This window comes from Candidatus Margulisiibacteriota bacterium (assembly GCA_041661965.1).
GTDB lineage: Bacteria > Margulisbacteria > WOR-1 > O2-12-FULL-45-9 > XYB2-FULL-48-7 > XYB2-FULL-45-9.
Window position 1 is genome coordinate 338186 of the sequence record JBAZTH010000001.1, and the last position, 26147, is coordinate 364332.

The window sequence follows — 26147 nt, forward strand, 5'->3', positions numbered from 1 at the left end:
GTTATGTCTAAAGTACAGGAATTGATTACGTCCGTTGAGTCGATGACCGTTCTGGAGTTGTCTGAATTGGTGAAGGCCCTGGAGGAAAAGTTCGGGGTTACCGCCGCCGCTCCGGTCATGATGGGTGGAATGATGCCTGGCGCCGGCGCCGCCGCCGCGGAAGCGCCTAAGGATGAATTCGACGTCGTGCTCACCGCTGCCGGTGACAAGAAGATCCAGGTGCTCAAGGTTCTCCGCGAGCTGACTGGTCTTGGTCTGAAGGAAGCGAAAGATCTCGTTGACGGAGCGCCCAAAACCGTTAAAGAGAAGCTGAAGAAAGCAGAAGCTGAAGAGATGAAAAAGAAACTCGAAGCTGAAGGGGCAAAGGTAGAAATTAAGTAATGACTGGCAGAAGGAAATTTTTTCAAACAAGAAGCCGAAAGGTAATCGATCCGCCGGATCTTCTGGAACTGCAGAAAGATTCTTTCAAGTGGTTCTTAGAGGAGGGCCTGCCGGAAGAACTGCGACTGGTCTCCCCGATCAAAGGCTATCAGGGGGGCTTGGAGCTTTCGTTCACCGGTAAGTGCACTTACGGCAAACCGAAATATCCGACCGAAGATTGTTTGATCAGAGAGACGACTTATTCCGTGCCGATTAAGGTCGAGGCCCGCCTGCTCAACAAAGAGACGAAAGAGATCAAGTCTCAAGAGGTCTTTATCGGCGATCTGCCGATGATGACCGAGCGCGGCACCTTTATCATTAACGGAGCGGAACGGGTTATCGTTTCCCAGCTGGTTCGTTCGCCGGGCGTTTATTTCCGCGAATCAAAACGGAATGAACGGACCGGGAAGATAATTTACTACGCGATGGTCGTTCCCGACCGCGGTGCCTGGCTCGAGATCGAGACCGATGCTTCCAATTCGCTCTCGGTTAGGATCAACCGTGCCCGTAAGATCCCGGTGACGATGTTCCTGTCCGCGATCGGCGCGACTGAAGCTGAAATTCTGAAAGCCTTGCCGGAAGGGGAATACCGGCGCAAATCCCTTAAGGATTGCGTCATCCTGCCGCGCGATGAAGCGCTGATCGAGATCTATAAGCGGCTCCGACCGGGAGATCCGGTAACCCAGGAAGGGGCCCAGGTTTATTTGAACAATCTTTTCTTTAACGCTCGGCGCTATGATCTCGGCAAGGTCGGCCGCTATAAGCTGAACCGCCGGCTCGGGGTCAAGGTCGAAGAAGAGAAAACGATGCTGACCAAGCCGGATATTCTGGCGATGGTCGAGAATCTGGTCATGATCAATAATGGCGAAGGGATGCCGGATGACATCGATCATCTCGGCAACCGCCGCATCCGCGCTGTCGGCGAGCTCTTGCAGCGCCAGATCCGGGTCGGTTTTGCCCGGGTCGAGAAATTGGTCAAGGAACAAATGATGGTCAAAGGGGCTGAACCTTTGACCCCGGGCCAATTGGTCAACGTCCGGCCGCTGCAAGCGGTGATCAAAGAATTCTTTGGTTCCAGCCAGCTGTCGCAGTTCATGGACCAGACCAATCCGCTGGCCGAATTGACCCACAAACGCCGTCTCTCCGCGCTCGGACCGGGTGGGTTGAGCCGCGAGCGGGCCGGCTTCGAGGTCCGTGACATCCATCCTTCCCACTACGGCCGTATTTGTCCGATCGAAACCCCGGAAGGTCCGAATGCCGGTTTGATCGGGTCCCTGGCGACCTACGCCCGGGTCAACAAATACGGGTTCATCGAGTCCCCTTACCGGAAAGTGGAAAAGGGACGGATCACCAATAAAGTTGAATACCAAACCGCCGACGTCAGCGACTTTTTCCGGATCGCTTCGTTCGACGTCAAGCTCGATGATGACGGGAAGATCATCGACAAGAACTGCACTGTCAGTTACAAGCGGAAATTTATTTTGGCGACCCCGGACGAGATCGACTATATGGCGGTTGCTCCGGAACAGGTCATCGGCGTAACGACCGCGATGATCCCTTTTGTCGAACACGATGACGCCAACCGCGCTCTCATGGGCGCCAACATGCAGCGCCAATCGGTGCCGCTCCTTTCCCCGGAATCGCCGATCGTCGGCACCGGCTGGGAAGCCAGGGTGGCCAAAGATTCCCGCTCGCTGGTTACCGCCAAGAATCCCGGCAAAGTTATCCGGGTCGACGCGACCGAAGTCGTGATCCAGCGCGATAACAAGACCAAAGATGTTTACAATTTGACCAGTTTCGGCCGCAGCAACCAGGACACCCTGGTCCACCAGCGGCCGCGCGTTAAACTGGGGCAGAGCGTCAAAGTCGGCGAACCGATCGCCGACAGCTCCGCGACCAAGGATGGTGAACTGGCCCTCGGGAAAAACGTCCTCGTCGCGCTGATGCCGTTTGAAGGCTACAACTACGAAGACGCGATCATCCTGTCGGAAAAATTAGTTAAGAAAGATGTTTTCACCTCTGTCCATATCCAGCGTTTGGAGGTCGAAGTTCGGGCGACCAAGCTGGGTATGGAAGAGATCACCAGAGAGATCCCGAACGTCGGGGAAGAAGCGATCGCCAACCTCGATGATCGGGGAGTAATTGTTGCCGGTTCCGAAGTCGAGCCGGGTGACGTTTTGGTCGGTAAAGTGACGCCGAAGGGCGAAACCGAGCTGCCAGCCGAAGAAAAGCTCCTGCGCGCCATTTTCGGCGATAAAGCCAGAGACATGCGCGATACTTCGCTCCGCGTTCCGCCTGGCGAAGTCGGCAAAGTCATCGCGGTCCGCTCGTTCTCCCGCGAGAACGGCGACGAACTCCCGCCGGGCGTTCATGAATTAGTCAGAGTTTACATTGCCCAGCTCCGCAAGATCAGCGTCGGCGATAAGATCGCCGGCCGCCACGGGAATAAAGGGGTAGTCGCCAAGATCATGCCGGAAGAAGATATGCCGTATCTCCCGGACGGGACTCCGGTTGACGTGATCCTGAACCCGCTCGGTGTTCCTTCCCGTATGAACATCGGGCAGATCTTTGAATTGATGCTCGGCCAGGCCGGGTGGTCGCTCGGCCGCAAATATGAAATGCCGCCGTTTGACGAGGCCTTTGAAGAGTATGCTTCGATCAACACGATCGAGAACGAATTGCAGGAAGCCTCGACCCATAAAGATTTTCCGTGGGTCAACAAGAGCGGCAAAGTCGATCTGATCGACGCCCGCACCGGTCGGCCGTTCGGCCGCAAGGTCGCGGTCGGTAAGATGTACCTGATGAAACTGATCCACTTGGTCGACGATAAGATGCACGCCCGTTCCACCGGCCCGTACTCCCTGATCACCCAGCAGCCGCTGGGCGGTAAGGCGCAGTTCGGCGGCCAGCGGTTCGGTGAAATGGAAGTCTGGGCCTTGTTCGCTTACGGCGCCGCCCACACTCTCCAGGAGATCCTGACCATTAAATCCGACGATGTGGTCGGCCGCTCCCGCGCCTACGAAGCGATCCTGAAAGGTAAATCGATGGGCAAGCCGGGGATGCCGGAATCGTTCAAGGTTCTGCTGAAAGAATTGCGCGGTCTGGCCCTCGACATGAAGACCATTACCCGCGAAGGCAAAGAAATAAACATTGACGAGGACACTAGGTCTGCCAGAGAAAGATCGCCGCAGATCTTTGGTAAATCCCGAGGAGGGGAAAAACTTGCCGATTAGAAAACCAGAAGATAAAGAATTCGATTTTATTAAGATCGGGTTGGCTTCCCCGGAGCAGATCCTTTCCTGGTCGCACGGTGAAGTCGAAAAACCGGAAACGATTAACTACCGGACTTTTAAGCCGGAGCGCCGCGGTCTGTTTTGTGAAAAGATCTTCGGGCCGGCCAAAGACTGGGAATGCCATTGCGGCAAATACCGCCGGGTCCGCTATCGCGGGATCGTCTGCGAACGCTGCGGCGTCGAAGTTACAACTTCCCGTGTCCGCCGCGAGCGGATGGGGCATATCAAGCTGGTTGAGCCGGTCGCTCACATCTGGTTCCTGCGCGGCATCCCGAGCTATATCAGTCTCCTGCTCGACATTTCGACCCGCGCGCTGGAAGAGGTCATTTATTACGATGCCTTTATCATTACTGAAGTTGACGAAGACGTTAAAGGCTTGCGGGTTGGGACCGTCCTCCGCGAAGCCGATTATCAGGAAGCGGTGGAGAAATACGGCGACAGCCTCAAGGCCGAGACCGGCGCCCGCGCCATCAAGGAGCTTTTAGGCCGGATCGACATGAGCGCCCTGGTTGCCAAGCTGCGCCGCGAACTGAAAGGTTCCGTCGGCCAGAAGCGGATGAAGATCATCAAACGGCTCCGGATCGCCGAAGCTTTCCTCAAATCAAACAATCGCCCGGAATGGATGATCCTGACCAATGTCCCGGTCATTCCGCCGGATTTGCGTCCGATGGTCCAGCTTGAAGGGGGACGTTTTGCCACTTCCGATCTGAACGATCTTTATCGCCGCGTTCTTAACCGGAACAACCGCTTGAAGAAGATGATCAACATGGGCGCGCCCGAAATGATCATCCGGAACGAAAAGCGGATGCTCCAGGAAGCGGTTGATGTTCTCATCGACAATGGCCGCCGCAAACGGGCCGTGACCGGTTCCACCGGCCGCCCGCTCAAATCGCTGACTGACGGGATCGAAGGAAAACAGGGTCGTTTCCGGCAGAACCTGCTCGGTAAGCGGACCGATTATTCCGGCCGTTCAGTTATCGTCGTCGGCCCGAGTTTGAAACTTCACCAGTGCGGTCTGCCGAAAGAAATGGCGCTGGAGCTCTTCAAGCCTTTCGTGATCCGTAAGCTGGTTGAGCGGGGGATTTCCCAGAACGTTAAATCGGCCAAGCGGATGATCGAACGGCAGGAAGTCATTGTTTGGGATATTCTCGAAGAGATCATCAAGGGGCACCCGGTCATGCTGAACCGCGCCCCAACGCTCCATCGCTTAAGCGTTCAGGCCTTCGAACCGATCCTGGTCGAAGGAAAAGCGATCCAGCTTCATCCGCTCGTTTGTCCGGCGTTCAACGCCGACTTCGACGGCGACCAAATGGCGGTCCACGTGCCGCTGACGCCCGAAGCCCAGGTGGAATGCCGCATTCTGATGCTTTCTTCCAACAACGTCATGTCGGCCGCTTCCGGCCGGCCGGTCATTACCCCGACCCAGGACATGGTCCTCGGCACCTATTACCTGACGGTCGACAACGAAAAAGAACTGCTTGGCAAAGACATCATTTTTGCCAACGATCAAGAAGCGATGGTCGCCAACGATCTCGACGAACTTCACCTGCACGCCAAGATCAAGGTCCGCCGCGGCGGTCAGCTGGTTGAAACGACCGTTGGCCGGGTCAAATTCAATTACACCCTGAACCGGGTTCTTCGGAACCGGGGAATAAAGGAAGCTTATCCGTATCTTAATAATGTTCTGACCAAGAAAGAACTGGAGAAGCTGATTACCGATTGTTATGCCCGCTACGGCGCCGCGGTCACCGCGGAGATCGCCGACGAGATCAAACGGCTTGGTTTCAAGTACGCGACCCTGGCCGGCGTTTCCATCTCCATTGAAGATCTGAACGTGCCGAAGCGCAAAAAAGAGATCGTGGAAAAAGCCAACTCCCAGGTCGAAAGCCTGGAAAACATGTTCCGCAACGGCCAGCTGACCGACAAAGAAAAATTCATCCGCTCGCTCGATATCTGGAGCACCGTGACCGAAGAAGTGACCGAATTGATGCTGGCCAATCTCGATAAGCTGAATTCAGTTTACATGATGGCCTTCTCCGGCGCCCGCGGTAACGTCCAACAGGTTCGTCAGCTCTCCGGTATCCGCGGTTTGATGGCCGATCCGTTCGGGAACATCATTAACATCCCGATCAAATCGAACTTTAAAGAAGGTTTGAGCATTACCGAATATTTCATCTCTTCTTACGGCGCGCGTAAAGGCCTCGTTGATACCGCGCTCCGCACCGCCGATTCCGGTTACCTGACCCGTCGTTTGGTCGACGTGGCCCAAGACGTTATCGTCACCGAAGTTGATTGCGGGACCAAGGAAGGCGTTGAACTGGTCGCGATCCGCGAAGGCTACGACATCGTTGTGCCGATCTCGCAGCGGTTGATCCATCGCACTCCGACCAAGAATATCAATGACCCGCTGACCGGCAAGGCGCTGGCCAAAGCGGATGAAATGATCGATAAAGAAACCGCTGAAAAGATCGAAGCGGCCGGCGTGGAAAAAGCCGAGGTTCGCTCGGCCTTGACCTGCCACACGAAGAAAGGTCTCTGCCAGAAATGTTACGGGCTTGATCTCTCGACCATGAACGTGATCAATGTCGGCGAAGCGGTCGGGATCATTGCCGCCCAGTCGATCGGTGAGCCCGGCACCCAGCTGACTATGAGAACCTTCCATATCGGCGGCGTCGCGCTCCATAAAACGACCAAGACCGCGATCAAGGTCAAGCACACCGGGACCATCCATTTCGGCGAAGGGTTCGAACTCCGGGCCATCGTCGATGAATTCGGCGCCAAACGGAAAATGGTCACCCGCAGCGCTTCGGCCTTCGTTAAGGTCAAAGACAAAAAGGAAGAGTACTTACTGCCGGTTGGTTCCCTCCTGATGGTTGGCGACGGCGACAAGGTTGATGCCAACCAGACGATCGCCGAATTCGATCCCTCTTTCGAGTACGTGATCGCCAGTACCCAAGGCAAGGTCAAGTTTATTAAGCTGGAAGTCAGCAGCAAGCGCGGCGAAAAGACGACCAAGCGTGACGGCGAGATCTTCACCTATAATCCGAAGGGGAGCAAAGAATATTCCATCCCGAAAGACGCCCAGTCTTTTGTTAATGTCGGGGACAAGGTCAAAATCGGCGATGAGATCGCGACCGGCGTGATCTGTAAGACCAACGGCGTTGTCCTCGAAGCGAAGAAAGAATATCTGATCGTCGCCCCCGGCGAACTTTATCTGATCATCGCCGGTTCCAATGTTTACGTGGAAGACGGCGACAACGTTGAAAGTCATGACGTGATCGCTAAAGTTGAGGCGATCCGCCGCGATCCGAGCAAGACCCGCGACATCATTCAGGGTCTGCCGCGCGTCGAAGAATTGTTTGAAGGACGCCGCCCGAAAGACCCGGCTATTCTCTCCGAGATCGAAGGGGTTGTTGAGATCTCCGAAAAGGAAGGGGAGCGCTCCGTTCGGGTCCGCGGCAAAGAAGATTCCAGGGAATATTTCGTGCCTTACGAAACCCGCCTGCGCGTCGCCACCGGCGACAAGGTCCATGTCGGCATGCAGCTGACCGAAGGGACCGTCAATCCGCACGACGTTTTGAGCATTCTCGGTTCCCGGGCGGCCCAAAGTTTCATGGTCGCCGAGATCCAGAAGATCTATCGCTCGCAAGGGGTAACGATCGCCGACAAGCACATTGAAGTGATCGTGCGCCAGATGACCAAGAAGGTCCGCGTCGTTCAATCGGGCGACACGACCTTGCTCCCGGGCGAATTGATCGATGCCAATGCGATGGCTCGGATCAACGACGCTTCCAAGGGTGAAAAGGCCGAAGCCAATGAAGTGCTTCTCGGTATTACCAAGGCGTCGCTTAGCACCGACAGTTTTCTCTCCGCCGCTTCCTTCCAGGAGACGGCCAGAGTGCTGACTGAAGCCGCCGTTCAGGGGAAGATCGACGAAATGTACGGGCTCAAAGAGAACGTCATTATCGGCAAGCTGATCCCTGCCGGGACCGGCTTCGAAGATTACCGCTATATTGAATTAGTTCCGACGGCCGGGACCGTTTCCGAACTCGAGGAAGAAGTTAAGCAGGAGGAAGAATAATGCCGACAATCAATCAATTGATCAGAAAAGGGCGGGGCTTTAAGAAGACAAGGAGCAAAGCTCCGGCGCTCAAGTCTTGCCCTTTGAAGAGAGGGGTCTGTACCAGGGTCTATACAACCACTCCTAAAAAACCGAACTCGGCTCTTCGTAAAGTCGCTCGCGTTAAGCTGGCCGGCGGGATCGAGGTCAGCGCTTACATTCCGGGGGTCGGGCACAACCTGCAGGAGCACTCCGTGGTCCTCGTTCGCGGCGGCCGCGTTAAGGATCTCCCCGGGGTTCGCTATCACATTGTGCGCGGCGCGTACGATACGGCCGGAGTCGAAAAACGGATGCAAAGCCGTTCCAAATATGGGGCGAAGAAACCGAAGTCTGGAGGTGGCGCCAGTGCCTAGATACGGAAGGGTCCCTAAAAGAAAAATATCGCCGGACTCCGTTTACAATAGCGTGACGGTCTCCCGCTTTATCAACAAGATGATCCAGGACGGAAAAAAGAGCAAAGTTGAAAAGATCTTTTACGAAACCATGGAAATCGTCGAGAGTAAGTTGAAGAAACCGGCCCTGGAGGTCTTCACCAAAGCGCTCGAGCACTTGATTCCGCTGGTCGAAGTCAAGCCCCGGCGCGTCGGCGGCGCGACCTATCAGGTCCCGGTTGAAGTTTCCAAGCTGCGCGGCGAAGCCTTGGCGATGCAGTGGCTTAGGGAATCGGCGCGGCAACGGAGCGGTCGTTCGATGGCCGAAAATCTGGCCGGCGAAATGATCGATGCTTACAACGGCGGCGGCAACGCGATGAAGAACAAAGAGACATTACATAAAACAGCCGAAGCCAACAAGGCTTTCGCGCACTTTAGGTGGTAAAAAATGGCAAGAGAATGTCCGATCGATAAATATCGAAATATGGGTTTTGCGGCGCACATCGACGCCGGCAAAACCACGACCACGGAACGGGTGCTGTTCTACAGCGGCCGGCTCCACCGCATCGGCAACGTCGATGAGGGAAATACCGCCATGGACTGGATGGTCCAGGAAAAAGAGCGCGGGATTACCATTACCTCGGCCGCGACCACGACTTTTTGGCGCGATCACCGGATCAATATCATTGACACGCCGGGACACGTTGATTTTACCGTCGAAGTCGAACGCTCGATGCGCGTTCTGGACGGCGTCGTCGTTATTTTCTGCGCGGTCGGCGGCGTCCAGCCCCAATCGGAAACCGTTTGGCGGCAGGCGATGCGCTACAAAGTTCCCCGGATGGCTTTCGTCAACAAAATGGACCGCCTGGGCGCGGACTTTTTCCGGGTCGTCGGTCAGATCAAGGATCGTTTGCTTGTTAAACCGGTCGTGATGCAGCTCCCGGTCGGTTCTGAAGAGAACTTAAAAGGGATCGTTGATCTGGTTGAGATGGAAGCGGTCATTTATGACGACGAGCAGGGGATGAAGTTCCACAAAGAGCCGATCCCGGCCGACCTGCAGGAAACAGCGAAAAAATACCGCGACCAGTTGGTCGAAGCGGCGGCGGAAGCCGACGACGCGACCCTGGAAAGATATCTCTCCGGGACCCCGCTGACCAAAGAAGAGATCAAAGCGGGGATCCGCAAGCTGACCGTCGATGCCGAGATCGTTCCGGTTTTCTGCGGTTCGTCGTTTAAGAACAAAGGGGTCCAGCCGCTCCTTGACGGTATCGTCGATTATCTTCCATCTCCGGCCGATAAGAAGGCGGTGGTTGGAATAAATCCCGCGAATGGCGAAGAGAGCACCCGTGACCCCAAAGACGAAGCCCCGTTCTCGGCGCTGGCTTTTAAGATCATGACCGATCCTTTTGTCGGGCGCCTGACCTTCTTCCGGGTTTATTCCGGGGTCTTGAGCACCGGCTCCTATACGTTTAACTCGTCGAAGGACCGGAAAGAGCGGATCGGCCGCTTGCTGCAGATGCACGCCAACAAGCGGGAAGAGATCGGCGAGATCCGGGCCGGAGACATCGGCGCGATCGTTGGTTTGAAAGAGACGATGACCGGCGACACGCTCTGCGACGGCGACAAACAGATCATCCTGGAATCGATCCAATTCCCGGAACCGGTTATCTTCGTGGCGATCGAACCGAAGACCTCGGCCGATCAGGAGAAGCTGGGGATGTCACTGTCGAAGCTGGCGGAAGAAGATCCGACCTTTAGGATCAAGACCGATCCCGAGACCGGCCAGACCATTATTTCCGGTATGGGCGAGCTCCACTTGGAGATCATCGTCGACCGGTTGCTGCGCGAATTCAAAGTTGAAGCCAACGTCGGTAAGCCGCAGGTCGCCTATAAAGAAACGATCCTCGGTTCGACCGAAGTCGAAGGGAAGTTCATCCGCCAGACCGGCGGCCGCGGTCAATACGGCCACGTTTGGCTGAAGATCGAGCCGCTCGAGGCCGGCAAAGGTTATGAGTTCGTCAATAAGATCGTCGGCGGATCGATCCCTAAGGAGTACATTCCCGCGGTCGACGCCGGTATTAAGGAAGCGATGGTGACGGGGGTTTTGGCCGGTTATCCGGTGATCGACGTTCGAGTGATCCTGTTCGATGGTTCTTATCACGACGTCGACTCTTCGGAAATCGCCTTTAAGATTGCCGGTTCCATGGCCTTCAAGAGCGGGTTTATGAAGAGCAAACCGATCCTCCTTGAACCGCTCATGAAAGTTGAGGTCGTCGTTCCCGAACAGTACATGGGGGATGTGATCGGCAACTTGAGCAGCCGCCGCGGCCATGTTGAAGAGATGAGTCCGGCCCTCGGCATGCAGACGATCAAGGCCAAAGTGCCGCTGGCGCAGATGTTCGGTTATTCGACCGATCTGCGATCGCTGACCCAGGGACGCGGCAACTACACTATGGAATTCTCTGAATACCGCGAAGTTCCAAACAACATCGCGACTCAAATAATTGAAAAGGCACAAGGAAAGTAAAGATGAACAAACAGAAGAGACAAAAAATTCGAATCAAGTTAAAAGCCTACGATCATCGGGTTTTGGACAAGTCGGCCGAGAAGATCGTTGATACGGCAAAACGCGCCGGAGCGCTGGTTTCCGGACCGATCCCGCTGCCGACCGATATTCAAAAGTGGTGCGTGCTCCGTTCGCCGCACGTCGATAAAAAGTCGCGCGAACATTTCGAAATGCGGACCCACAAACGTTTGATCGATATCCTTGAGCCGCCGCCGCAAACGGTCGACGCGCTCATGCAACTCGACCTGCCGGCAGGCGTCGATATCGAAATAAAAATGGATTAAGGACAGATAGATATGTTAGGTAAAAAAATAGGCATGACCCAGGTTTATGATGAAAGCGGCAACATGATCGGCGTGACCGTCGTCGAAGCCGGTCCGTGCGTCGTCTCCCAGGTTAAGACCGTGGCCAAAGAAGGTTACGACGCGATTCAGATCACGTTCGGCAAGAAAAAATGCGAGATCAGGGTCGACAATCCGGCTGATTTCAAAGTTGGCCAGGAAATGAAGGCTGACGCTTTCAAGTCGGGCGACATGATCGAAGTTTCCGGCACTACCGTCGGCAAGGGCTTTGCCGGACGCATTAAGCGCTGGCATCAACACCGCGGGCCGATGTCCCACGGTTCCAAGTTTCACCGCATCCCCGGTTCCATCGGTTCCGGTACCACTCCGGGCCGCGTCTGGAAGGGGAAGCAAATGCCCGGCCGGATGGGTAACTGCCAAGCGACGAACAAAGGTTTGACCGTGATCCAAGTCATCCCGGAAAAGAACCTGATCCTGCTCAAAGGATCGGTCCCGGGCAAACGCGGAAATACAGTTTTTATAAGGAAGGCATAACGTGGAAAAGAGCAAGATATTCAACGAGAAAAAAAATATGGCGGTCGTGCACGAGACTGTGCGCTGGCTGCAAGCCTCGGCTCGCCGCGGGACCCATTCGGCCAAAACCCGCAGTGAAGTCCGCGGCGGCGGCATCAAGCCGTGGAAGCAAAAAGGGACCGGCCGGGCCCGTGCCGGCAGTACCCGTTCACCTTTGTGGCGCCATGGTGGGGTTATTTTCCCCCCGAAGCCGAGGGATTATTCATATCCTCTGCCGAAGAAAGTCCGTAGCCTGGCTCTTCGGGTTGCGCTTTCCGAATTCAACCGGGCCGATAAATTGAAAGTTATCGACGGGTATAAGTTGGCCGCGCCGAAGACCAAAGAAGGGGTGAAGTTCCTCAAGGAACTCGGCGTCAGCGGCAAGGTCACTTTGATCTACGCTGAAAAGGACGATTTCGAAAAAGGCCTGCGCAACATTGCCGGGGTGACGATGGCTAAAGCGATCGAAGTCACGGTGATAGATTTGCTGAAATCCAAGTGGCTGGTTGTCGATAAGAAATCCGTGCAGGTATTAGAGGAGAGATTAAGTTAAAATGGAAGTTGAAAACGTAATTTTAGGCGTCGTCGTGACCGAAAAATCGCTGGGCAACCGTCCGCAGGGCGGTTACTCGTTCCGCGTCCATCTGGACGCGACAAAAATCATGGTCAAGCAGGCGGTCGAAAAGCTGTTCAAGGTGAAGGTCAAGTCGGTCAACATGCTCAATGTCCGGGGGAAACGCCGGGTCATTGGCAAAACTGCCGGCGAAACTTCCCGCTGGAAAAAGGCTTACGTCGCTTTGCGAGCCGGACAAACAATAAAGGAGCTAGAGGCGTAACATGGGTTTGAAGAGAAATAGACCAACAAGTCCGGGCACAAGGTTTAGGATTGCCGACGACTACTCCGATATTACAAAAAATTATCCGGAGAAGAGTTTGCTGGCCGGCAAAAAACAGAAGTCGGGCCGCGATTGGCGCGGTTTTGTTTCGATGCGCCATCGGGGCGGCGGGAACAAAAAGCATTATCGGATCATCGATTTTGTCCGGAACAAGGACAATGTCGCGGCCAAGGTCGTGGCGATCGAATACGATCCGAACCGGAACTGCCGCATCGCGCTGATCGAATATACCGACAACGTCAGAAATTATATTCTGGCGCCGCTCGGGGTTGGGGTCGGCGACGCGATTATGTCCGGGGTCGAAGCCGATATCAAGCCGGGGAATGCTTTGCCTCTGTCGGCGATTCCGGTCGGGACCACCGTCCATAATGTTGAGATCGATCCGGGCCGCGGCGGCAAACTGGCCCGCTCCGCCGGCGCCGGATTATCGCTGTTGGCAAAAGAAGGAAATTATGCTATTGTAAAGATGCCATCCGGCGAGCAGCGGATGATCCTGATTACCTGCCGGGCCACGGTCGGGCAGGTCGGGAACCTTGATCACAAAAATCTCATTATGGGTAAGGCCGGTAAGAAACGGCATCTTGGTCGTCGTCCGGAAGTCCGCGGTGTCGTGATGAATCCTTGTGATCATCCCCACGGCGGCGGTGAGGGTAAGTCTGGCATCGGGAGAGAACATCCTGTTACCCCTTGGGGCAAACCTACTTTGGGTAAGAAGACAAGAAAACCTCGTCTGCGCAGCAATCGCTTTATTTTGTCTAGGAGGAAAAAGTAGACATGGCACGTTCTTTGCATAAAGGGCCGTTCGTTGAAGAGAAGCTGCTCCGAAAAGTGCAGAAAGCTCAAGCGACTAACGACAAAAAAGTTATTAAAACCTGGTCCCGCAGTTCAACGGTCATTCCCGACATGGTCGGCCTGACCCTGGCGGTCCATAACGGGAACAAGCATATTCCGATCTATATAACCGAAAATTATGTCGGCCACAAGCTCGGGGAATTTGCCCAGACCAGATCTTTCCGCGGCCACAGTTCGCCGGCGGATAAAGGGACGGCGCCAGCCTAATGGTTAACGTAAAAGCAAAATCAAAATGGGTGCGCAGTTCCCCCCGCAAGATCATGCGGGTGATGAATGAAGTTCGCGGCAAGTCGGTGGCCGAAGCGTTGGCTCTCCTCAAGTTCATGCCGCAGAAAGCGGCCCGGATCATTGAGAAGACCATGAAGTCGGCGATCGCTAACGCCACGAATAACTATAAATTGAACGAAGCGAAGTTGGTGCTCGGAGAAGTGTTCGTGACCAAAGGCTTCGTGATGAAGCGGTTCCAACCGCGCGCTCGGGGCCGGGCTTTTCCGATCAAGAAACGCACCAGCCACGTGACAGTATCAGTACAGGAGGCAAAGTAATGGGTCAAAAGGTCCACCCAAAAGGTTTAAGGCTCGGAATTATTGAAGAATGGGATAGTTATTGGTATGCCGACGACCAGAACTTCAAGAAATTATTGCAAGAAGACGTGGAGCTGCGCAGTTATCTGAAGAACACGCTTTATAAAGCGGGGGTTTCCAGGATCAAGATCAGCCGTAAAGCGAATCAGATCGAAGTTGATCTTAATACTGCCAAGCCTGGTTTGATCATCGGTAAAGGCGGCAAAGAGGTCGCGGCCCTGCGCGAACAGTTGATCAAGAAACTTGGCAAGACGGTCCAGCTCAATATTCATGAAGAACCGAATCCTGATTCCTGCGCCATTCTGATGGCGGAGAATATCGCCCAACAGTTAGAGAAGCGCATTTCTTTCCGCCGGGCGATGAAGCAAGGTGTTTCCCGCTCCCTGCGCGCCGGCTCCAAAGGGATCAAGATCATGTGCGGCGGCCGCTTGGACGGCGCCGAAATCGCCCGCAGCGAATGGTACCGGAGCGGCCGGGTGCCGCTGCAGACCTTGCGCGCCAGGATCGATTATGGCTTTGCCGAAGCGATGACCCTTTACGGGAAGATCGGCATAAAAGTTTGGATCTACAAGGGCGAAGTCTTGCCTGAAGTAAAGGAGACGAAGAGTGGCACTAATACCATCGAAAACAAAGTTTAGGAAGCACCAGCGCCGCCGGCTCAACGGCGAGGCTTCCCGGGGGAATACTCTCCACTTCGGTGAGTTTGGCTTGCAGTCGGAAGAATGCGTTTATCTGACGACCAATCAGATCGAATCGGCCAGAAAAGCGATGACCCATTTTTTTAAACGCGGCGGCAAGATCTGGCTCCGGGTCTGCGCCGACAAGGTCGTGACGGCGAAGCCGGCCGAGACCCGCATGGGGAGCGGTAAAGGGGCGCCGGCCAAGTTTGTCGTTCCGATTAAGCGCGGTCATATCATATTCGAGATCGCCGGCGTCAGCCTGGAAGACGCCCAGCGGGCTTTCGAACTGGCCAGTTATAAATTACCGATGGCGGTCCGGCTGGTGGTGAAACAATGAAGATCAGCGAATTAAGAGAATTATCGGTCGGCGAATTAACTAAAAAAGCGTCGGAGCTTAGAAAAGAACTTTTTACGCTCCGGATCCAAAAATCCGGACAGCAGGTCAAGAACCCTCTGAAACAGCGGGAGCTGCGCCGGGGGATCGCCAGAGTTTTGACGATCGTTAACGAAAAGGCGGCTAAAAAGCCGGTTCCTGCCAAGGAGGGCAAATAGTGGAAAGAGGTAATCCAAAAGTCAGACAGGGTGTGGTAGTCAGCGATAAGATGCAGAAAACCATCGTTGTTAGAGTCGAGAGGGTTTTTCGGCACCCGAAATATCATAAGGTGGTCCGGATGGCGAAGAAATTCAAAGCTCATGACGAGCAGAACCAGTACAAGATCGGGGACTTAGTCGAGATCATGGAGACGAAACCGATCTCGAAAGACAAACATTGGCGCGTAGTGAGGAGGGTTAACGTTGATTCAGCCGCGTAGTATCTTAAAAGTTGCCGATAATAGTGGCGCTCGGACCCTGATGGTCATTCGCTGCCTCGGCGGGTCGAACCGCAAGTTTTCCGGGGTGGGCGATATGATCGTTGGCGTGGTCAAAGAAGTAATGCCGAACATGACCGTTAAAGACGGCGAAGTTGTTTTCGCGGTGGTTGTTCGGACCAAAAAGAAGCTCCGTCGGAGCGACGGTTCCTACGTTTGTTTCGACGATAACGCGGTCGTGATTGTCGCCAAAGACAAGAACCCGCGCGGGACCCGCGTTTTCGGGCCGATTGCCCGGGAATTGCGCGAACAAGATTACATGAAGATTATTTCACTGGCCCCGGAAGTAGTGTAAAAGGTAGAAGGAAAAATGGAAAATACAACAAGAATTAAAAAAGGCGACACGGTGCTGATGCTTTCCGGCAAAAACAAAGGGAAGAAAGGGAAAGTTGTCAAAGTCAATCCGGAAAAAGGGACCTTGATCGCTGAAGGGATCAACGTTGCCAAGCGCCACCAGAAGCCGATGAACAAGATGCCGGGCGGTATTATTGACAAGGCCCTGCCGTTCCTGGCTTCGAAGGCGATCCTTGTTTGTCCGCGCTGCGGCAAGCCGACCCGCGTCGGCATTACAAAAGTCGAAGGAAAAAATCGGCGCACTTGCAAAAAGTGCAAAGAAATAATGGATAAGGTATAACCATGAAAGATCTACGACAGGATTATCATAAAATTATCGTCAAAAAGCTGCAGGATAAGCATAACTACAAGAACGCGATGTCGGTTCCGCGACTGGAAAAGCTGGTGATCAACCGGGGGGTCGGCGAGGCGAGGGAAAATCCCAAAGCGATCGAGGTTTCCGCGGCCGAACTGGCCGGCATTGTCGGGCAGAAGCCGCTGGTGATCAATAGTAAAAAAGCGATCGCCAACTTTAAGCTCAAAGGGAACACCCCGATCGGCTTGAAGGTCACCCTCCGCGGGAAGCGGATGTGGCAATTCGTCAATAAATTGATCGGTATTTGTTTGCCGAAGATCCGCGACTTCAGAGGGGTCAATCCCAAGTCGTTCGATGGTCGGGGGAATTACTCCATGGGGATCAAAGAACAGTTGATCTTCCCGGAAGTCGATTACAACAAGGTTGACGCGGTTAGAGGGATGGACATCACGTTCGTGACCTCGGCCCGGACCGACGCCGAAGCCAGAGATCTTTTGGAGGCGCTCGGCATCCCGTTCCGGACCCACGATGTATAAGAGGAGAAAATGATGGCGAAAAAGTGTTGGTTGGAAAAATTAAAACGTGAGCCGAAGTTTTCGACCCGGCTGGTCCACCGCTGTTTTGTCTGCGGCCGCCGGCGCGCTTATATTAGAAAATTCGGGCTTTGTCGTCTTTGCTTTCGGAAGATGGCGCACCAAGGTCAAATCCCAGGCGTGGTCAAATCCAGCTGGTAAATTTAAGGAGATAGAAGAATGGATCCAATAGCAGATTTGTTGGTTAGAGTAAACAACGCGATCAAGGTCAGAAAGGATACGGTTGATATTCCTCATTCCAAAATGAAGGAAGGGATCCTCAAGATCCTGCTGGAAGAAGGGTTTATCGGCAAGTTCGACGTCATCGCCCGCATGAACAAGAAAGTTTTACGGGTCGCTCTTAAGTATAACGATAATCGCCGCAGCGTGATCGTCGGCGTCAAACGGGTCAGCACCCCCGGCCGCCGGGTTTACGTTGGCAGCAAGGCGATCCCGCGCATTCAGGCCGGTTTCGGTTTAGCGATAATTTCTACGCCAAAGGGGCTAATGACCGACGACGCTGCCCGCAAGCAGAAGATCGGCGGCGAGATGCTCTGTTACGTGTGGTAGGGAGAAGAAAATGGGAAGAATAGGCAAAAGAATATTAGAGATCCCCAAAGGCGTCGATATCAAACTCACGCCGGAAGGGAATGTCAGCGTTAAAGGACCGAAAGGGACCCTGGCGTTTGATTTCAAGCCGATCGTCAAGGTTGTGATCGATAACGGCAAGCTGCTGACCAATATCGTCGAGACTACTTGTGAAGCGCAGGCGATGCAGGGTCTTTACAACAGCATTATCGAGAATATGATCACCGGCGTGACTAAAGGCTTTGAAAAAGAACTAGACTTAGTCGGCGTCGGCTATCGCGCGACCCTGGCTGGCAAGAAGCTTCAATTACAGCTTGGATATTCGCACCCGGTTGAGTTTGAGCCGCCCCAAGGGATTGATTTTGAAGTTCAGGGGGGGACCAGGATCAAGATCAAAGGGATCGACGCCCAAAAGGTCGGCGCGATCGCTTGCGAGATCCGGTTGACCAGAAAAGTTGAACCCTATAAAGGGAAAGGGATCCGTTACGTTGGCGAAGTAGTCAGACGCAAAGCCGGTAAAGCGGCCAAGGCGACGTCGGGAGGCAAGAGCTAAAATGGCGATCAGAAAGAAAAAAGTATTTGGAACACTGGAACGGCCGCGCTTGGCTGTTTTCCGCAGCATTAAGAATATTCACGCGCAAGTCATTGCCGACAGCGAAGGCCGGACCCTGGCGGCCGCTTCCTCGATTGAAAAAGATCTGGTCAAAAACGGCGGGAATATTGCCGCCGCCAAGAAGATCGGCAAACTGATCGCGGAAAGAGCGAAAGCTAAAGGGGTCAAGAAAGTTGTTTTTGACCGGGGCTCTTTTATTTATCACGGTCGGGTAAAGGCGCTGGCGGACGCGGCTCGCGAAGGAGGACTGGAATTCTAATATGAGATATCAGGACAGGAACCGAGATTCGGAATTTAAAGAAAAAGTAGTCAGCATCGCCCGGGTGACCAAAGTGGTCAAGGGGGGTAAAAAGATGGGTTTCCGCGCCGTCGTGGTCGTTGGCGACATGAAGTTTCGGGTCGGTCTCGGCATCGGGAAAGCGGCTGAAGTTTCGGCCGCGATCCGCAAAGGTGTTGAGGCGGCCAAGAAAGCGATCATGGAAGTGCCGATCATCAATGGCTCGATCCCGCACGATGTGCACGGTAAATTTTCGGCCAGCAAGGTCGTCTTGCGCCCGGCTCCCCGGGGAACCGGCGTTATCGCCGGCGGCTCCGTCCGGACGATCCTCGAACTGGCCGGGGTTAAGAATATCGTTGCCAAAAAGATCGGTTCGGCCAATTCGATCAACGTGGCGCGAGCGACCCTGAACGGGCTTAGCCTTTTGAAACGGCTCGATCAGGTGACCAAAGAAAGAGGAAAGGAACCGAACGTACATTATGTTAAATCTGAGTAATTTAAAGCCCAAAGCGGGCGCTAAAAAAAGAAAAAAACGGGTCGGTCGCGGAACCAGTTCCGGTCTCGGCAAAACCTGCGGTCGCGGCCACAAAGGGCAGACCAGTCGTTCCGGTGGAACCAAGGGATCGCGGTTTGAAGGCGGGCAGACCCCGCTTTACCGCCGCTTGCCGAAACGTGGTTTCAAGAATTATCCGTTCCGGGTCGTTTACCAGGTGTTTAACCTGTCGGAAATTGAGAGAGCGCAAAAGGCCACCGGTTTGATCAAGATCCTCGGCTCCGGGGAATTGAAAGGACCGGTTGAAGTCAAGGCTCATAAGGTCAGCGCCGCGGCGAAAAAGAAGATCGAAGCAGCCGGCGGGAAAGTAACGTTAATTAATGCTTAACTTTGTTTCCGGTCTGGTCAATATAGCCGATTTAAGGAAAAAGTTTTTATTCACGGTCGGCATGATCGTCCTTTTCCGGGTCGGCGTGCATATCCCGGTCCCGGGGATCGACACCGTCAAGCTGGCCGGGTTATTCGGTGGCGGCAACGTCCTTGGTTTTCTGGACCTGTTCACCGGCGGCGCGTTTATGCGCTTTTCGATCTTCGCGATGGGGATCGTACCGTACATTAACGCGTCGATCATCATGCAGCTTCTGCAGGTCGTGGTCCCCCAGCTCGAAGAGCTGGCGAAAGAAGGGGACGCCGGCCGCAAGCAGATCGCGAGCTACACTCGCTATCTGACGGTTGTCCTGGCCGCCTTTCAGGCGTTCGGCATGTCGTTTTGGTTGCGCGGGGTCATGGTTGACGGTTATAGTTTTCTTGTTTTCCTGCTGGGAACGATCATTTCCCTAACGGCAGGCAGTACCTTGGTAATGTGGTTCGGTGAGTTGATCACCGAACGGGGAATTGGGAACGGCGCTTCGATCCTGATCTTTGTCGGGATCGTTTCGCGCATCCCGTCCAATATCAGCCAGACGATAACGTTGGTCCGGGGGGGGGCGTCATTTTTCGGCGTCTTGATCCTGCTCCTGGCTTTTTTGGCGATGATCGTGGCGATCGTCCTGGTCCAGGAAGCCCAGCGGCGGATCCCGGTCCAATACGCCAAAAGGGTCGTGGGCCGGAAAATGTATGGCGGACAATCGACCTACATTCCGATGCGGATCAATCAGGGGGGGGTTATCCCGATCATTTTTGCTTCATCGGTCCTAATGTTCCCGGCGACGCTGGCCCAGTTCATTCCGAACCCGGCCGTGCAAAGTTTTGTCCAGCTCTTTTCGCCGTCGGGTAGTTTGTACATGTTCCTGTATTTCGGATTGATCTTTTTCTTTACGTATTTTTATACGGCGATCACGTTCAATCCGACCGAGCTGGCCGAGAACATTAAGAAATACGGCGGGTTTGTTCTGGGGATCAGGCCTGGTAAGCCGACCGCCCAGTATTTGGAATATGTTATTACCAGGCTGACTTTGGTGGGGGCCCTTTTCTTGTCGCTGGTGGCGATCGTGCCGACAATTGTGGAAAGCTTGACCCACATCACGTCGTTCCAGGGACTCGGTTCAACCGCGCTGCTGATCATGGTCGGCGTCGCGCTTGATCTGGTCCGTCAGATCCAGACCCATCTGGTGACCCGCCAGTACGAAGGAATAATCGCATGATCTTGGTTTTACTTGGACCGCCCGGATCGGGGAAAGGGACGCAGGCGAAGTTGATCGCGGACGCGAAAAAACTGCCGCACATCTCTTTAGGCGATCTGTTGCGGGAAGAAGTTCGGATCGGTTCGGAGATCGGAAAAAAGGCGAAAGAATTCATGGATGCCGGCAAATTGGTGCCGGACGAGCTGACGATCGCGCTGGCCAGGAAACGGATCAGTAATCCGGATTGTCAGGTCGGCTTTATCATGGACGGTTTTCCGCGTTCCGCGGCCCAGGCGGAAGCGTTCGACGCGATGCTTAAAGAGTTGAACCGGTCGATCGATTACGTCCTCTATTTCAAGATCGATCAGGAAGAAGTGGTCAGCCGGCTTTCGGGCCGCCGGAGCTGCAAAGATTGCGGCGCCGTCTACCACCTGGAGCACAGTCCGTCGAAAGTCGCCGACAAATGCGACATTTGCGGGGGAGAATTGATCCTGCGCCAGGACGACAATCCGAGCGTGATCCGGACCCGTTTTGAAGTTTACGAAAAATCAACCAGACCATTGGTCGATTATTACGGCAAGACCGGAAAGATGGTGGAGATTGACGCTTCCTTGCCGATTGAAAAAGCGTTCAATAACGTGCTCAAGGTCCTGGCTAATGCCACTGCTCTTTGATGGCGATTTCGATTAAAACCGAAAAAGAGATCCAGTTGATGCGCGAAGCCGGCGCGATCGCGGCTGAAGCCTTGGCTGAATTGAAAGATTACCTGAAAACGGGGATCACGACCGCCGAGCTTGACGCTTACGGTGAAAAGGTCATCCGCGAACGAGGGGCCGAGCCGGTTTTTAAGGGGTATCGCGGTTACCGGCACGCGACTTGTCTCTCGGTCAATTCGGAAGTGGTCCACGGGATCCCTGGCGGACGACTGATCAAAGATGGAGACATTGTCAGTATCGATGTCGGGGTCAAGTATAAGGGTTATTGCGGCGACAATGCCGCGACTTTCCCGGTCGGCAAGATCTCCGGCAAAACGGAGAAGCTCTTACGGGCCGGAAAAGAGGCGCTTCGGGCGGGGATCAAACAGGCCCGGGTCGGCAAGCGGTTAGGGGATATTTCCCACGCGATCCAGAAAGCCGGCGAGAAACAAGGCTTTTCAGTTGTCCGTGAACTTTACGGCCACGGGATCGGTCGGGAGATGCACGAAGACCCGTTGGTGCCGAATTTCGGGTTCCCCGGAGAAGGGATCCACCTTCAGGCCGGAATGATCATCGCGATTGAGCCGATGCTGAACACGGGGACTTGGCGGATAAAGACTCTTGATGATGGCTGGACGGTCGTGACCGAAGACGGCGGGCTTTCTTGCCATTTCGAGCACACGGTTTTGATCACTAAAGGTGATCCGGAGATATTGACCTTATGGCAAAAGACAAAGATGTAATCGAACTGGAAGGCGAAGTGACGGAGGCTCTGCCGAGCGCGCTTTTCAGGGTCAAGGTCGAAACGGGACAATTGATCCTGGCGCACGTTTCAGGCAAGATCCGAAAAAATTACATTCGGATCCTCCCTGGAGATAAGGTCAGAGTTGAGCTCTCGCCTTACGACTTGACCCGGGGCCGAATTACGTATCGTTTAAAGTGAGGTAAAATTGTGAAAGTAAGATCGTCAGTTAAAAAAATATGTGATAAATGCAAGATTGTCCGCCGGCGCGGTCGGGTCTACGTTCTGTGCGAGAACCCGAAGCATAAGCAGCGGCAAGGTTAAAAGGAGGAATTGATGGTACGTCTGATTGGTATCGATTTGCCGCCCAATAAAAGGATAATTGTCGGCTTAACTTATATTTACGGGATTGGCGACACGCTAAGCGAGGAAATCCTAGCGAAAGCGAACGTCAGCCCTGAAACTAAAGTTAAAGACCTGACCGATTCCGAAGTCGTCACGATCCGTGACGTGCTCAAGGATTACCGGTTGGAGGGGGATCTCCGCAAAGATATCTCCATGCATATCAAGCGCTTGATCGACATCGGTTCATACCGCGGTTCGCGCCACCGCAAAGGTTTGCCGGTTCGCGGACAGCGGACCCGGACCAACGGCCGCACCCGCCGGGGCAAGAGAAAGACCGTCGGGCTTGGAAGGAAAAAGGAGGAAAAGACATAAACCATGGAAGAAACAGCGGCTAAGGCGCCAGCAGCGCCTAAGAAAAAGAAAGATAAAAGAAAGGTTCACTCGGTTGGGGTCGCGCATATCCAGGCGACTTTCAACAACACGATTGTTTCCATTACCGATTCCAATGGTGGTGTCGTTTCCTGGTCATCGGCCGGGGCGAATGGTTTTAAAGGAACAAAAAAAGGGACTCCGTTCGCGGCGTCAGCCGCTGCCGAAAAGGCGGCCGCTAAAGCGCTGGAAATGGGAGTTCGTGAGGTCAGTGTTTTGGTCAAAGGACCGGGCGCGGGCCGTGAAACGGCGATCCGTTCTTTGCAGGGGGCGGGACTGGAGATCAGTTCCATTAAAGACGTTACCCCCATTCCGCATAACGGCTGCCGGCCTCCCAAGAGGAGGAGAGTCTAATGGGCAGACATATTGAAGCGACCTGTAAGCTTTGCCGCCGGGAAGGCGAAAAGCTTTTTCTCAAAGGGGAGAAGTGCTATACCGAGAAGTGTCCTTATTCGCGGCGTTCCTACGCTCCGGGACAGCACGGCAAACTGCCGGCCCGCGTTTCCGAATATCAGATCCGTTTGCGCGAAAAACAGAAAGCCCGCCGCATTTACGGTTTGGGCGAGAAGCAATTCGCCGGCTATTTCGATAAAGCCGCCAAGCGCAAAGGGGTGACCGGAGAACAGCTGCTGCAATATCTTGAACGCCGGCTGGACAACGTGGTTTATCGCCTTGGGTTCGCTACTTCCCGTCAGGCGGCAAGGCAGATAGTCCGCAACGGCGGGATCATCGTCAACGAGAAAAAGGTCAACATCCCTTCCTTCTCCGTGAAGGTCGGCGATCTGATCAAGGTTAACGCCAAGATCGTGAAATTAGCGAAAGAAGCGCTCGAAAAGTTCCCTGACAAGATTACGCCGAAATGGCTGGCCTTGTCCGGTGAGGCGGAAGGGAAGATCGTTTCTCTGCCGACCAGGGACGAGATCGACGCGGCGATCGCCGAAAATCTTATCGTTGAGTATTATTCTCGGTAAGTGATTTTTAAGGAGGTAAATTAATGGTAACTATTGGAGAGAAGCCATGGGTCAAGGTGGCTGAAGTTTCGGACAGTTTCGGTAAATTCGTGGTGGAGCCGCTGCCGAGGGGCTATGGCCAGACCCTGGGCAATCCCTTGCGCCGGATCCTGCTTTCTTCGCTGCCGGGTGCGGCCGTGACCGCGGTTAAGATCGACGGCGTGTCGCACGAGTTTTCGACCATCAGCGGGGTGACCGAAGACGTTTTGCACATCATTTTGAACCTGAAAGAACTGGTTATTAAGTCCCATTCCGACCAGCCGAAGACCGTCACCCTTAAAGCTAAGGGGGCGGGCGAGGTTAAGGCCGGCGACATCGAGCATGACGATGAGATCGAGATCATCAATAAAGATCTGGTCCTGGCGAATCTTGATTCCAACGGCAAACTTTCCATGGAGCTGATCGTCGAACGCGGCCATGGCTATGTTTCTTCCGCCCGGAACAAAAAAGCCAGTCTGCCGGTTGGCTTTATCCCGACCGATTCGATCTTTACCCCGGTGGTCAAGGTCAACATCGCGACCGAAGAGGTCCGCGTCGGTCAAGAGATCAACTATGATCGTTTGGTCATGACCGTTTGGACCAACGGCAGCATTCGGCCCGACGAAGCGGTCAAAGAAAGCGCCAAGATCCTGGCCCGCCACGTCGATCTGTTTGTTCATGTCGGTGAAAAGTCCGAAGCGCTCAACCTGGAACTGGGCGGGAAGGAAGATTCTCCTTCCGCCGTTCTCGACATGAGCGTTGAAGACCTGGAATTCTCTTCGCGGTCCCTCAACTGCCTGAAAAAGGCGGGGATCAAGACCGTTGGGGAGCTGATGACCTATTCCGAACCGGAACTGATGAAGCTCGATAACTTCGGCGAGAAATCACTGACCGAAGTCCGGGCGCGGCTGTCGGAATACAAATTGCATCTAAAAGGAGAGTCGGGAGAATGAGACACCGGAAAGGCAACAGTAAATTAAGTAAGCCGGCCGACCAGCGGATGGCGATGCTCCGCTCGATCGTCAGATCGCTTTTTCTCTACGGCCATGTCAACGTCACTTTGACCAGGGCGAAAGAAGCCCGGCGGATGGCGGAGAAGCTGATCACCTGCACAAAGTCTAACGACCTCTTTTCCCGCCGCAAAGCGGAAAGCGTGTTGCACGACAAAGCCGTGGTCACGACAATTTTTAAGAGTTTTCCGGAAAGGTTCGAAGGTCGAGCGGGCGGTTACACCCGCATTATTAAAATCGGCCGTCGCTTGGGAGATGCCGCTCCTCTGGCCCGGCTGGAATTGGTATAAAGGCATGAAAAAGAACAACACGATATTCGCTAACAACAAGATGATCAAGAGAAAATGGTACCGGATCGACGCGACCGGCAAGGTCCTGGGCCGGCTCGCGACCAAAGCCTCCGTCTATTTACGCGGGAAGCATAAGACCCTTTATACTCCCCAGACCGATTGCGGCGATTACATTGTCGTCGTCAATGCCGATAAGGTTAAGGTTACCGGGAATAAGCTCAAAGCTAAGACTTATTTTACCCACTCCGGCTATCCGGGCGGGGACAAAACGGTCATCCTGGAAAAGATGCTCCAGACCAAGCCGGAAAAGGTCATTCGCCTGGCGATTGAAGGGATGATCCCCCACACCAGGCTTGGTGCGCAAATTATCAGAAAATTGAAAGTGTTCACCGGAACCCCAGCCCAATACGCGAAAATTCCTGAACTTGAGGTGTAAAAAAAGATGAACGAAACAAAAAAAGCTCCTGTCCATCATAAGAAACCGGCCGCTCGCGAAGAAGTCGCTCCGGCGACGCATACCGCTCCGGCCCACCACGCTCATCCGAAAAAAGCGAAAGAAAAAGTCAAAGACAACTCGGTTAAGTATTACGGCACCGGTCGGCGTAAAGAAGCGATCGCTAAAGTCTGGCTGGTTCCCGGTAAAGGCGGTATGACGGTTAACGGTAAGACCGTCCCACAGTACTATTGCGGCCGCAAAATCCTCGAATATCGGATCAACCGACCTTTTGTCGTGACCCAGACTGCCGGTAAGTACGACGTTATCGCCCAAGTCTTGGGAGGCGGCGTTCCGGCCCAAGCGACCGCGATGAGCCTTGGGATCTCCCGGGCGCTCGTTGTCGCCAACCCTGAATTTAAGACCCTATTGAAGAAAGAAGGGCTCATGACCCGCGATCCGAGAATGAAGGAACGGAAGAAGTACGGCCTCAAACGCGCCCGCCGCGCCTTCCAGTTCACCAAACGATAAGGATTTTTTGGGGGAGGGATCAACTATGAAGATCGAGAGACATTACGAAGATTTCATGAAGCCCGACAAGATCGAAGAGGGCGGTCTGATCAAGCTTAGCGGTTCCTTCCTGCTCGACCACGAGACCGACCTGATCAATCTGATCAATAACGAAGGGAAACTGGCCGAAGAACGGGACGCCAAGGCCCGCCTGATAAAAGTCGAGAAAAAAGACGGCGCGATCTGGGCTGAAACCTCCACCCACAACTTGGCCTTGCATATCGGCAAGGCGTTGACCCACGCCTATAAGGGCGCTCATGAGTTCAAATTTCTCAACGGCGAAAAATTTGTCGAGGTCCACTGGGAGCGGAACGACTAGCCCTTA

The 26147-nt window shown here is 54.2% G+C and carries 38 protein-coding genes and 1 pseudogene; all 39 read left to right on the forward strand.

All coding sequences use genetic code 11. From position 1 onward, the window contains the following. Positions 1 to 3: 3 nt before the first annotated feature. A complete protein-coding gene (gene rplL / locus WC772_01490) occupies positions 4 to 381 on the forward strand; it encodes a 50S ribosomal protein L7/L12 (GenBank protein ID MFA6169429.1) in 378 nt (125 codons plus the stop codon). Further along, positions 381 to 3653, forward strand: a complete 3273-nt coding sequence (rpoB, locus tag WC772_01495) for a DNA-directed RNA polymerase subunit beta (protein ID MFA6169430.1) — start codon at positions 381 to 383, stop codon at positions 3651 to 3653. The genes rplL and rpoB overlap by 1 nt, the downstream gene beginning before the upstream one ends. After that, complete coding sequence (gene rpoC, locus WC772_01500; protein ID MFA6169431.1) at positions 3643 to 7794, forward strand: DNA-directed RNA polymerase subunit beta'; 4152 nt, start codon at positions 3643 to 3645, stop codon at positions 7792 to 7794. The genes rpoB and rpoC overlap by 11 nt, the downstream gene beginning before the upstream one ends. After that, the gene (gene rpsL / locus WC772_01505; protein ID MFA6169432.1) at positions 7794 to 8186 is read left to right on the forward strand and encodes a 30S ribosomal protein S12; all 393 of its coding nucleotides are present in this window, start codon (positions 7794 to 7796) and stop codon (positions 8184 to 8186) included. The genes rpoC and rpsL overlap by 1 nt, the downstream gene beginning before the upstream one ends. Further along, positions 8179 to 8649, forward strand: a complete 471-nt coding sequence (gene rpsG, locus WC772_01510) for a 30S ribosomal protein S7 (protein ID MFA6169433.1) — start codon at positions 8179 to 8181, stop codon at positions 8647 to 8649. Before rpsL ends, rpsG begins: the two co-directional genes overlap by 8 nt. Before the next feature lie 3 nt (positions 8650 to 8652). Then, a complete protein-coding gene (fusA, locus tag WC772_01515) occupies positions 8653 to 10731 on the forward strand; it encodes an elongation factor G (GenBank protein MFA6169434.1) in 2079 nt (692 codons plus the stop codon). 2 nt (positions 10732 to 10733) lie between these two features. Then, on the forward strand, positions 10734 to 11054 hold the full coding sequence (rpsJ, locus tag WC772_01520; protein ID MFA6169435.1) for a 30S ribosomal protein S10: 321 nt from the start codon (positions 10734 to 10736) through the stop codon (positions 11052 to 11054). 12 nt (positions 11055 to 11066) lie between these two features. Further along, positions 11067 to 11606 (forward strand): 50S ribosomal protein L3, encoded by a 540-nt coding sequence (rplC, locus tag WC772_01525; GenBank protein MFA6169436.1) that lies wholly within the window; start codon positions 11067 to 11069, stop codon positions 11604 to 11606. 1 nt (position 11607) lies between these two features. Then, positions 11608 to 12177, forward strand: a complete 570-nt coding sequence (gene rplD / locus WC772_01530) for a 50S ribosomal protein L4 (protein MFA6169437.1) — start codon at positions 11608 to 11610, stop codon at positions 12175 to 12177. A gap of 1 nt (position 12178) precedes the next feature. Beyond that, entirely contained in the window at positions 12179 to 12460 is a 282-nt protein-coding gene (gene rplW / locus WC772_01535) for a 50S ribosomal protein L23 (GenBank protein MFA6169438.1), read from the forward strand. Position 12461: 1 nt separating this feature from the next. Next, positions 12462 to 13292, forward strand: coding sequence for a 50S ribosomal protein L2 (rplB, locus tag WC772_01540; GenBank protein MFA6169439.1), 831 nt, complete (start codon positions 12462 to 12464; stop codon positions 13290 to 13292). Positions 13293 to 13294: 2 nt separating this feature from the next. Then, entirely contained in the window at positions 13295 to 13579 is a 285-nt protein-coding gene (gene rpsS / locus WC772_01545) for a 30S ribosomal protein S19 (protein ID MFA6169440.1), read from the forward strand. Then, positions 13579 to 13917, forward strand: coding sequence for a 50S ribosomal protein L22 (gene rplV / locus WC772_01550; GenBank protein ID MFA6169441.1), 339 nt, complete (start codon positions 13579 to 13581; stop codon positions 13915 to 13917). Before rpsS ends, rplV begins: the two co-directional genes overlap by 1 nt. After that, entirely contained in the window at positions 13917 to 14594 is a 678-nt protein-coding gene (rpsC, locus tag WC772_01555; GenBank protein MFA6169442.1) for a 30S ribosomal protein S3, read from the forward strand. The genes rplV and rpsC overlap by 1 nt, the downstream gene beginning before the upstream one ends. Further along, positions 14563 to 14973 carry a 50S ribosomal protein L16 gene (gene rplP / locus WC772_01560; GenBank protein MFA6169443.1) on the forward strand — a complete coding sequence of 137 codons (411 nt, stop codon included), beginning with the start codon at positions 14563 to 14565 and terminating at the stop codon, positions 14971 to 14973. Before rpsC ends, rplP begins: the two co-directional genes overlap by 32 nt. Next, positions 14970 to 15188, forward strand: a complete 219-nt coding sequence (gene rpmC / locus WC772_01565) for a 50S ribosomal protein L29 (GenBank protein MFA6169444.1) — start codon at positions 14970 to 14972, stop codon at positions 15186 to 15188. Before rplP ends, rpmC begins: the two co-directional genes overlap by 4 nt. Beyond that, positions 15185 to 15448: a 30S ribosomal protein S17 gene (rpsQ, locus tag WC772_01570; protein MFA6169445.1), complete on the forward strand. Its 264-nt coding sequence runs from the start codon at positions 15185 to 15187 to the stop codon at positions 15446 to 15448. The genes rpmC and rpsQ overlap by 4 nt, the downstream gene beginning before the upstream one ends. Then, on the forward strand, positions 15432 to 15800 hold the full coding sequence (gene rplN / locus WC772_01575; GenBank protein ID MFA6169446.1) for a 50S ribosomal protein L14: 369 nt from the start codon (positions 15432 to 15434) through the stop codon (positions 15798 to 15800). The genes rpsQ and rplN overlap by 17 nt, the downstream gene beginning before the upstream one ends. Before the next feature lie 15 nt (positions 15801 to 15815). Beyond that, positions 15816 to 16139 (forward strand): 50S ribosomal protein L24, encoded by a 324-nt coding sequence (rplX, locus tag WC772_01580; protein MFA6169447.1) that lies wholly within the window; start codon positions 15816 to 15818, stop codon positions 16137 to 16139. A 2-nt stretch (positions 16140 to 16141) separates the two neighbouring features. Continuing rightward, positions 16142 to 16690, forward strand: coding sequence for a 50S ribosomal protein L5 (gene rplE / locus WC772_01585; protein MFA6169448.1), 549 nt, complete (start codon positions 16142 to 16144; stop codon positions 16688 to 16690). A 12-nt stretch (positions 16691 to 16702) separates the two neighbouring features. Further along, the gene (locus WC772_01590) at positions 16703 to 16888 is read left to right on the forward strand and encodes a type Z 30S ribosomal protein S14 (GenBank protein MFA6169449.1); all 186 of its coding nucleotides are present in this window, start codon (positions 16703 to 16705) and stop codon (positions 16886 to 16888) included. An 18-nt stretch (positions 16889 to 16906) separates the two neighbouring features. After that, positions 16907 to 17296, forward strand: a complete 390-nt coding sequence (rpsH, locus tag WC772_01595) for a 30S ribosomal protein S8 (GenBank protein ID MFA6169450.1) — start codon at positions 16907 to 16909, stop codon at positions 17294 to 17296. A 10-nt stretch (positions 17297 to 17306) separates the two neighbouring features. Next, positions 17307 to 17867 (forward strand): 50S ribosomal protein L6, encoded by a 561-nt coding sequence (gene rplF / locus WC772_01600; GenBank protein MFA6169451.1) that lies wholly within the window; start codon positions 17307 to 17309, stop codon positions 17865 to 17867. A 1-nt stretch (position 17868) separates the two neighbouring features. Continuing rightward, entirely contained in the window at positions 17869 to 18186 is a 318-nt protein-coding gene (gene rplR / locus WC772_01605) for a 50S ribosomal protein L18 (protein ID MFA6169452.1), read from the forward strand. A gap of 1 nt (position 18187) precedes the next feature. Then, positions 18188 to 18700, forward strand: a complete 513-nt coding sequence (gene rpsE, locus WC772_01610; protein ID MFA6169453.1) for a 30S ribosomal protein S5 — start codon at positions 18188 to 18190, stop codon at positions 18698 to 18700. After that, positions 18684 to 19085, forward strand: a complete 402-nt coding sequence (rplO, locus tag WC772_01615) for a 50S ribosomal protein L15 (protein MFA6169454.1) — start codon at positions 18684 to 18686, stop codon at positions 19083 to 19085. Before rpsE ends, rplO begins: the two co-directional genes overlap by 17 nt. Next, positions 19078 to 20340 (forward strand): preprotein translocase subunit SecY, encoded by a 1263-nt coding sequence (gene secY, locus WC772_01620; protein MFA6169455.1) that lies wholly within the window; start codon positions 19078 to 19080, stop codon positions 20338 to 20340. Before rplO ends, secY begins: the two co-directional genes overlap by 8 nt. After that, complete coding sequence (locus tag WC772_01625) at positions 20337 to 20993, forward strand: adenylate kinase (protein ID MFA6169456.1); 657 nt, start codon at positions 20337 to 20339, stop codon at positions 20991 to 20993. Before secY ends, WC772_01625 begins: the two co-directional genes overlap by 4 nt. Further along, positions 20993 to 21757: a type I methionyl aminopeptidase gene (gene map / locus WC772_01630; protein ID MFA6169457.1), complete on the forward strand. Its 765-nt coding sequence runs from the start codon at positions 20993 to 20995 to the stop codon at positions 21755 to 21757. The genes WC772_01625 and map overlap by 1 nt, the downstream gene beginning before the upstream one ends. Next, positions 21736 to 21957: a translation initiation factor IF-1 gene (gene infA, locus WC772_01635; protein ID MFA6169458.1), complete on the forward strand. Its 222-nt coding sequence runs from the start codon at positions 21736 to 21738 to the stop codon at positions 21955 to 21957. Before map ends, infA begins: the two co-directional genes overlap by 22 nt. A 9-nt stretch (positions 21958 to 21966) precedes the next feature. Continuing rightward, positions 21967 to 22080 carry a 50S ribosomal protein L36 gene (gene rpmJ, locus WC772_01640; protein ID MFA6169459.1) on the forward strand — a complete coding sequence of 38 codons (114 nt, stop codon included), beginning with the start codon at positions 21967 to 21969 and terminating at the stop codon, positions 22078 to 22080. A gap of 12 nt (positions 22081 to 22092) precedes the next feature. Further along, on the forward strand, positions 22093 to 22473 hold the full coding sequence (gene rpsM, locus WC772_01645) for a 30S ribosomal protein S13 (GenBank protein ID MFA6169460.1): 381 nt from the start codon (positions 22093 to 22095) through the stop codon (positions 22471 to 22473). A gap of 3 nt (positions 22474 to 22476) precedes the next feature. Further along, positions 22477 to 22884 (forward strand): 30S ribosomal protein S11, encoded by a 408-nt coding sequence (gene rpsK, locus WC772_01650; GenBank protein MFA6169461.1) that lies wholly within the window; start codon positions 22477 to 22479, stop codon positions 22882 to 22884. Beyond that, complete coding sequence (rpsD, locus tag WC772_01655; GenBank protein MFA6169462.1) at positions 22884 to 23501, forward strand: 30S ribosomal protein S4; 618 nt, start codon at positions 22884 to 22886, stop codon at positions 23499 to 23501. The genes rpsK and rpsD overlap by 1 nt, the downstream gene beginning before the upstream one ends. Before the next feature lie 23 nt (positions 23502 to 23524). Then, complete coding sequence (locus WC772_01660) at positions 23525 to 24472, forward strand: DNA-directed RNA polymerase subunit alpha (GenBank protein MFA6169463.1); 948 nt, start codon at positions 23525 to 23527, stop codon at positions 24470 to 24472. Then, entirely contained in the window at positions 24469 to 24819 is a 351-nt protein-coding gene (rplQ, locus tag WC772_01665; protein MFA6169464.1) for a 50S ribosomal protein L17, read from the forward strand. Before WC772_01660 ends, rplQ begins: the two co-directional genes overlap by 4 nt. Before the next feature lie 4 nt (positions 24820 to 24823). After that, positions 24824 to 25255 (forward strand): 50S ribosomal protein L13, encoded by a 432-nt coding sequence (rplM, locus tag WC772_01670; protein MFA6169465.1) that lies wholly within the window; start codon positions 24824 to 24826, stop codon positions 25253 to 25255. Positions 25256 to 25396: 141 nt separating this feature from the next. Continuing rightward, positions 25397 to 25783 (forward strand): annotated as a pseudogene (gene rpsI, locus WC772_01675) (30S ribosomal protein S9). A 25-nt stretch (positions 25784 to 25808) separates the two neighbouring features. Continuing rightward, the gene (locus WC772_01680) at positions 25809 to 26141 is read left to right on the forward strand and encodes a hypothetical protein (GenBank protein MFA6169466.1); all 333 of its coding nucleotides are present in this window, start codon (positions 25809 to 25811) and stop codon (positions 26139 to 26141) included. Positions 26142 to 26147: the final 6 nt, after the last annotated feature.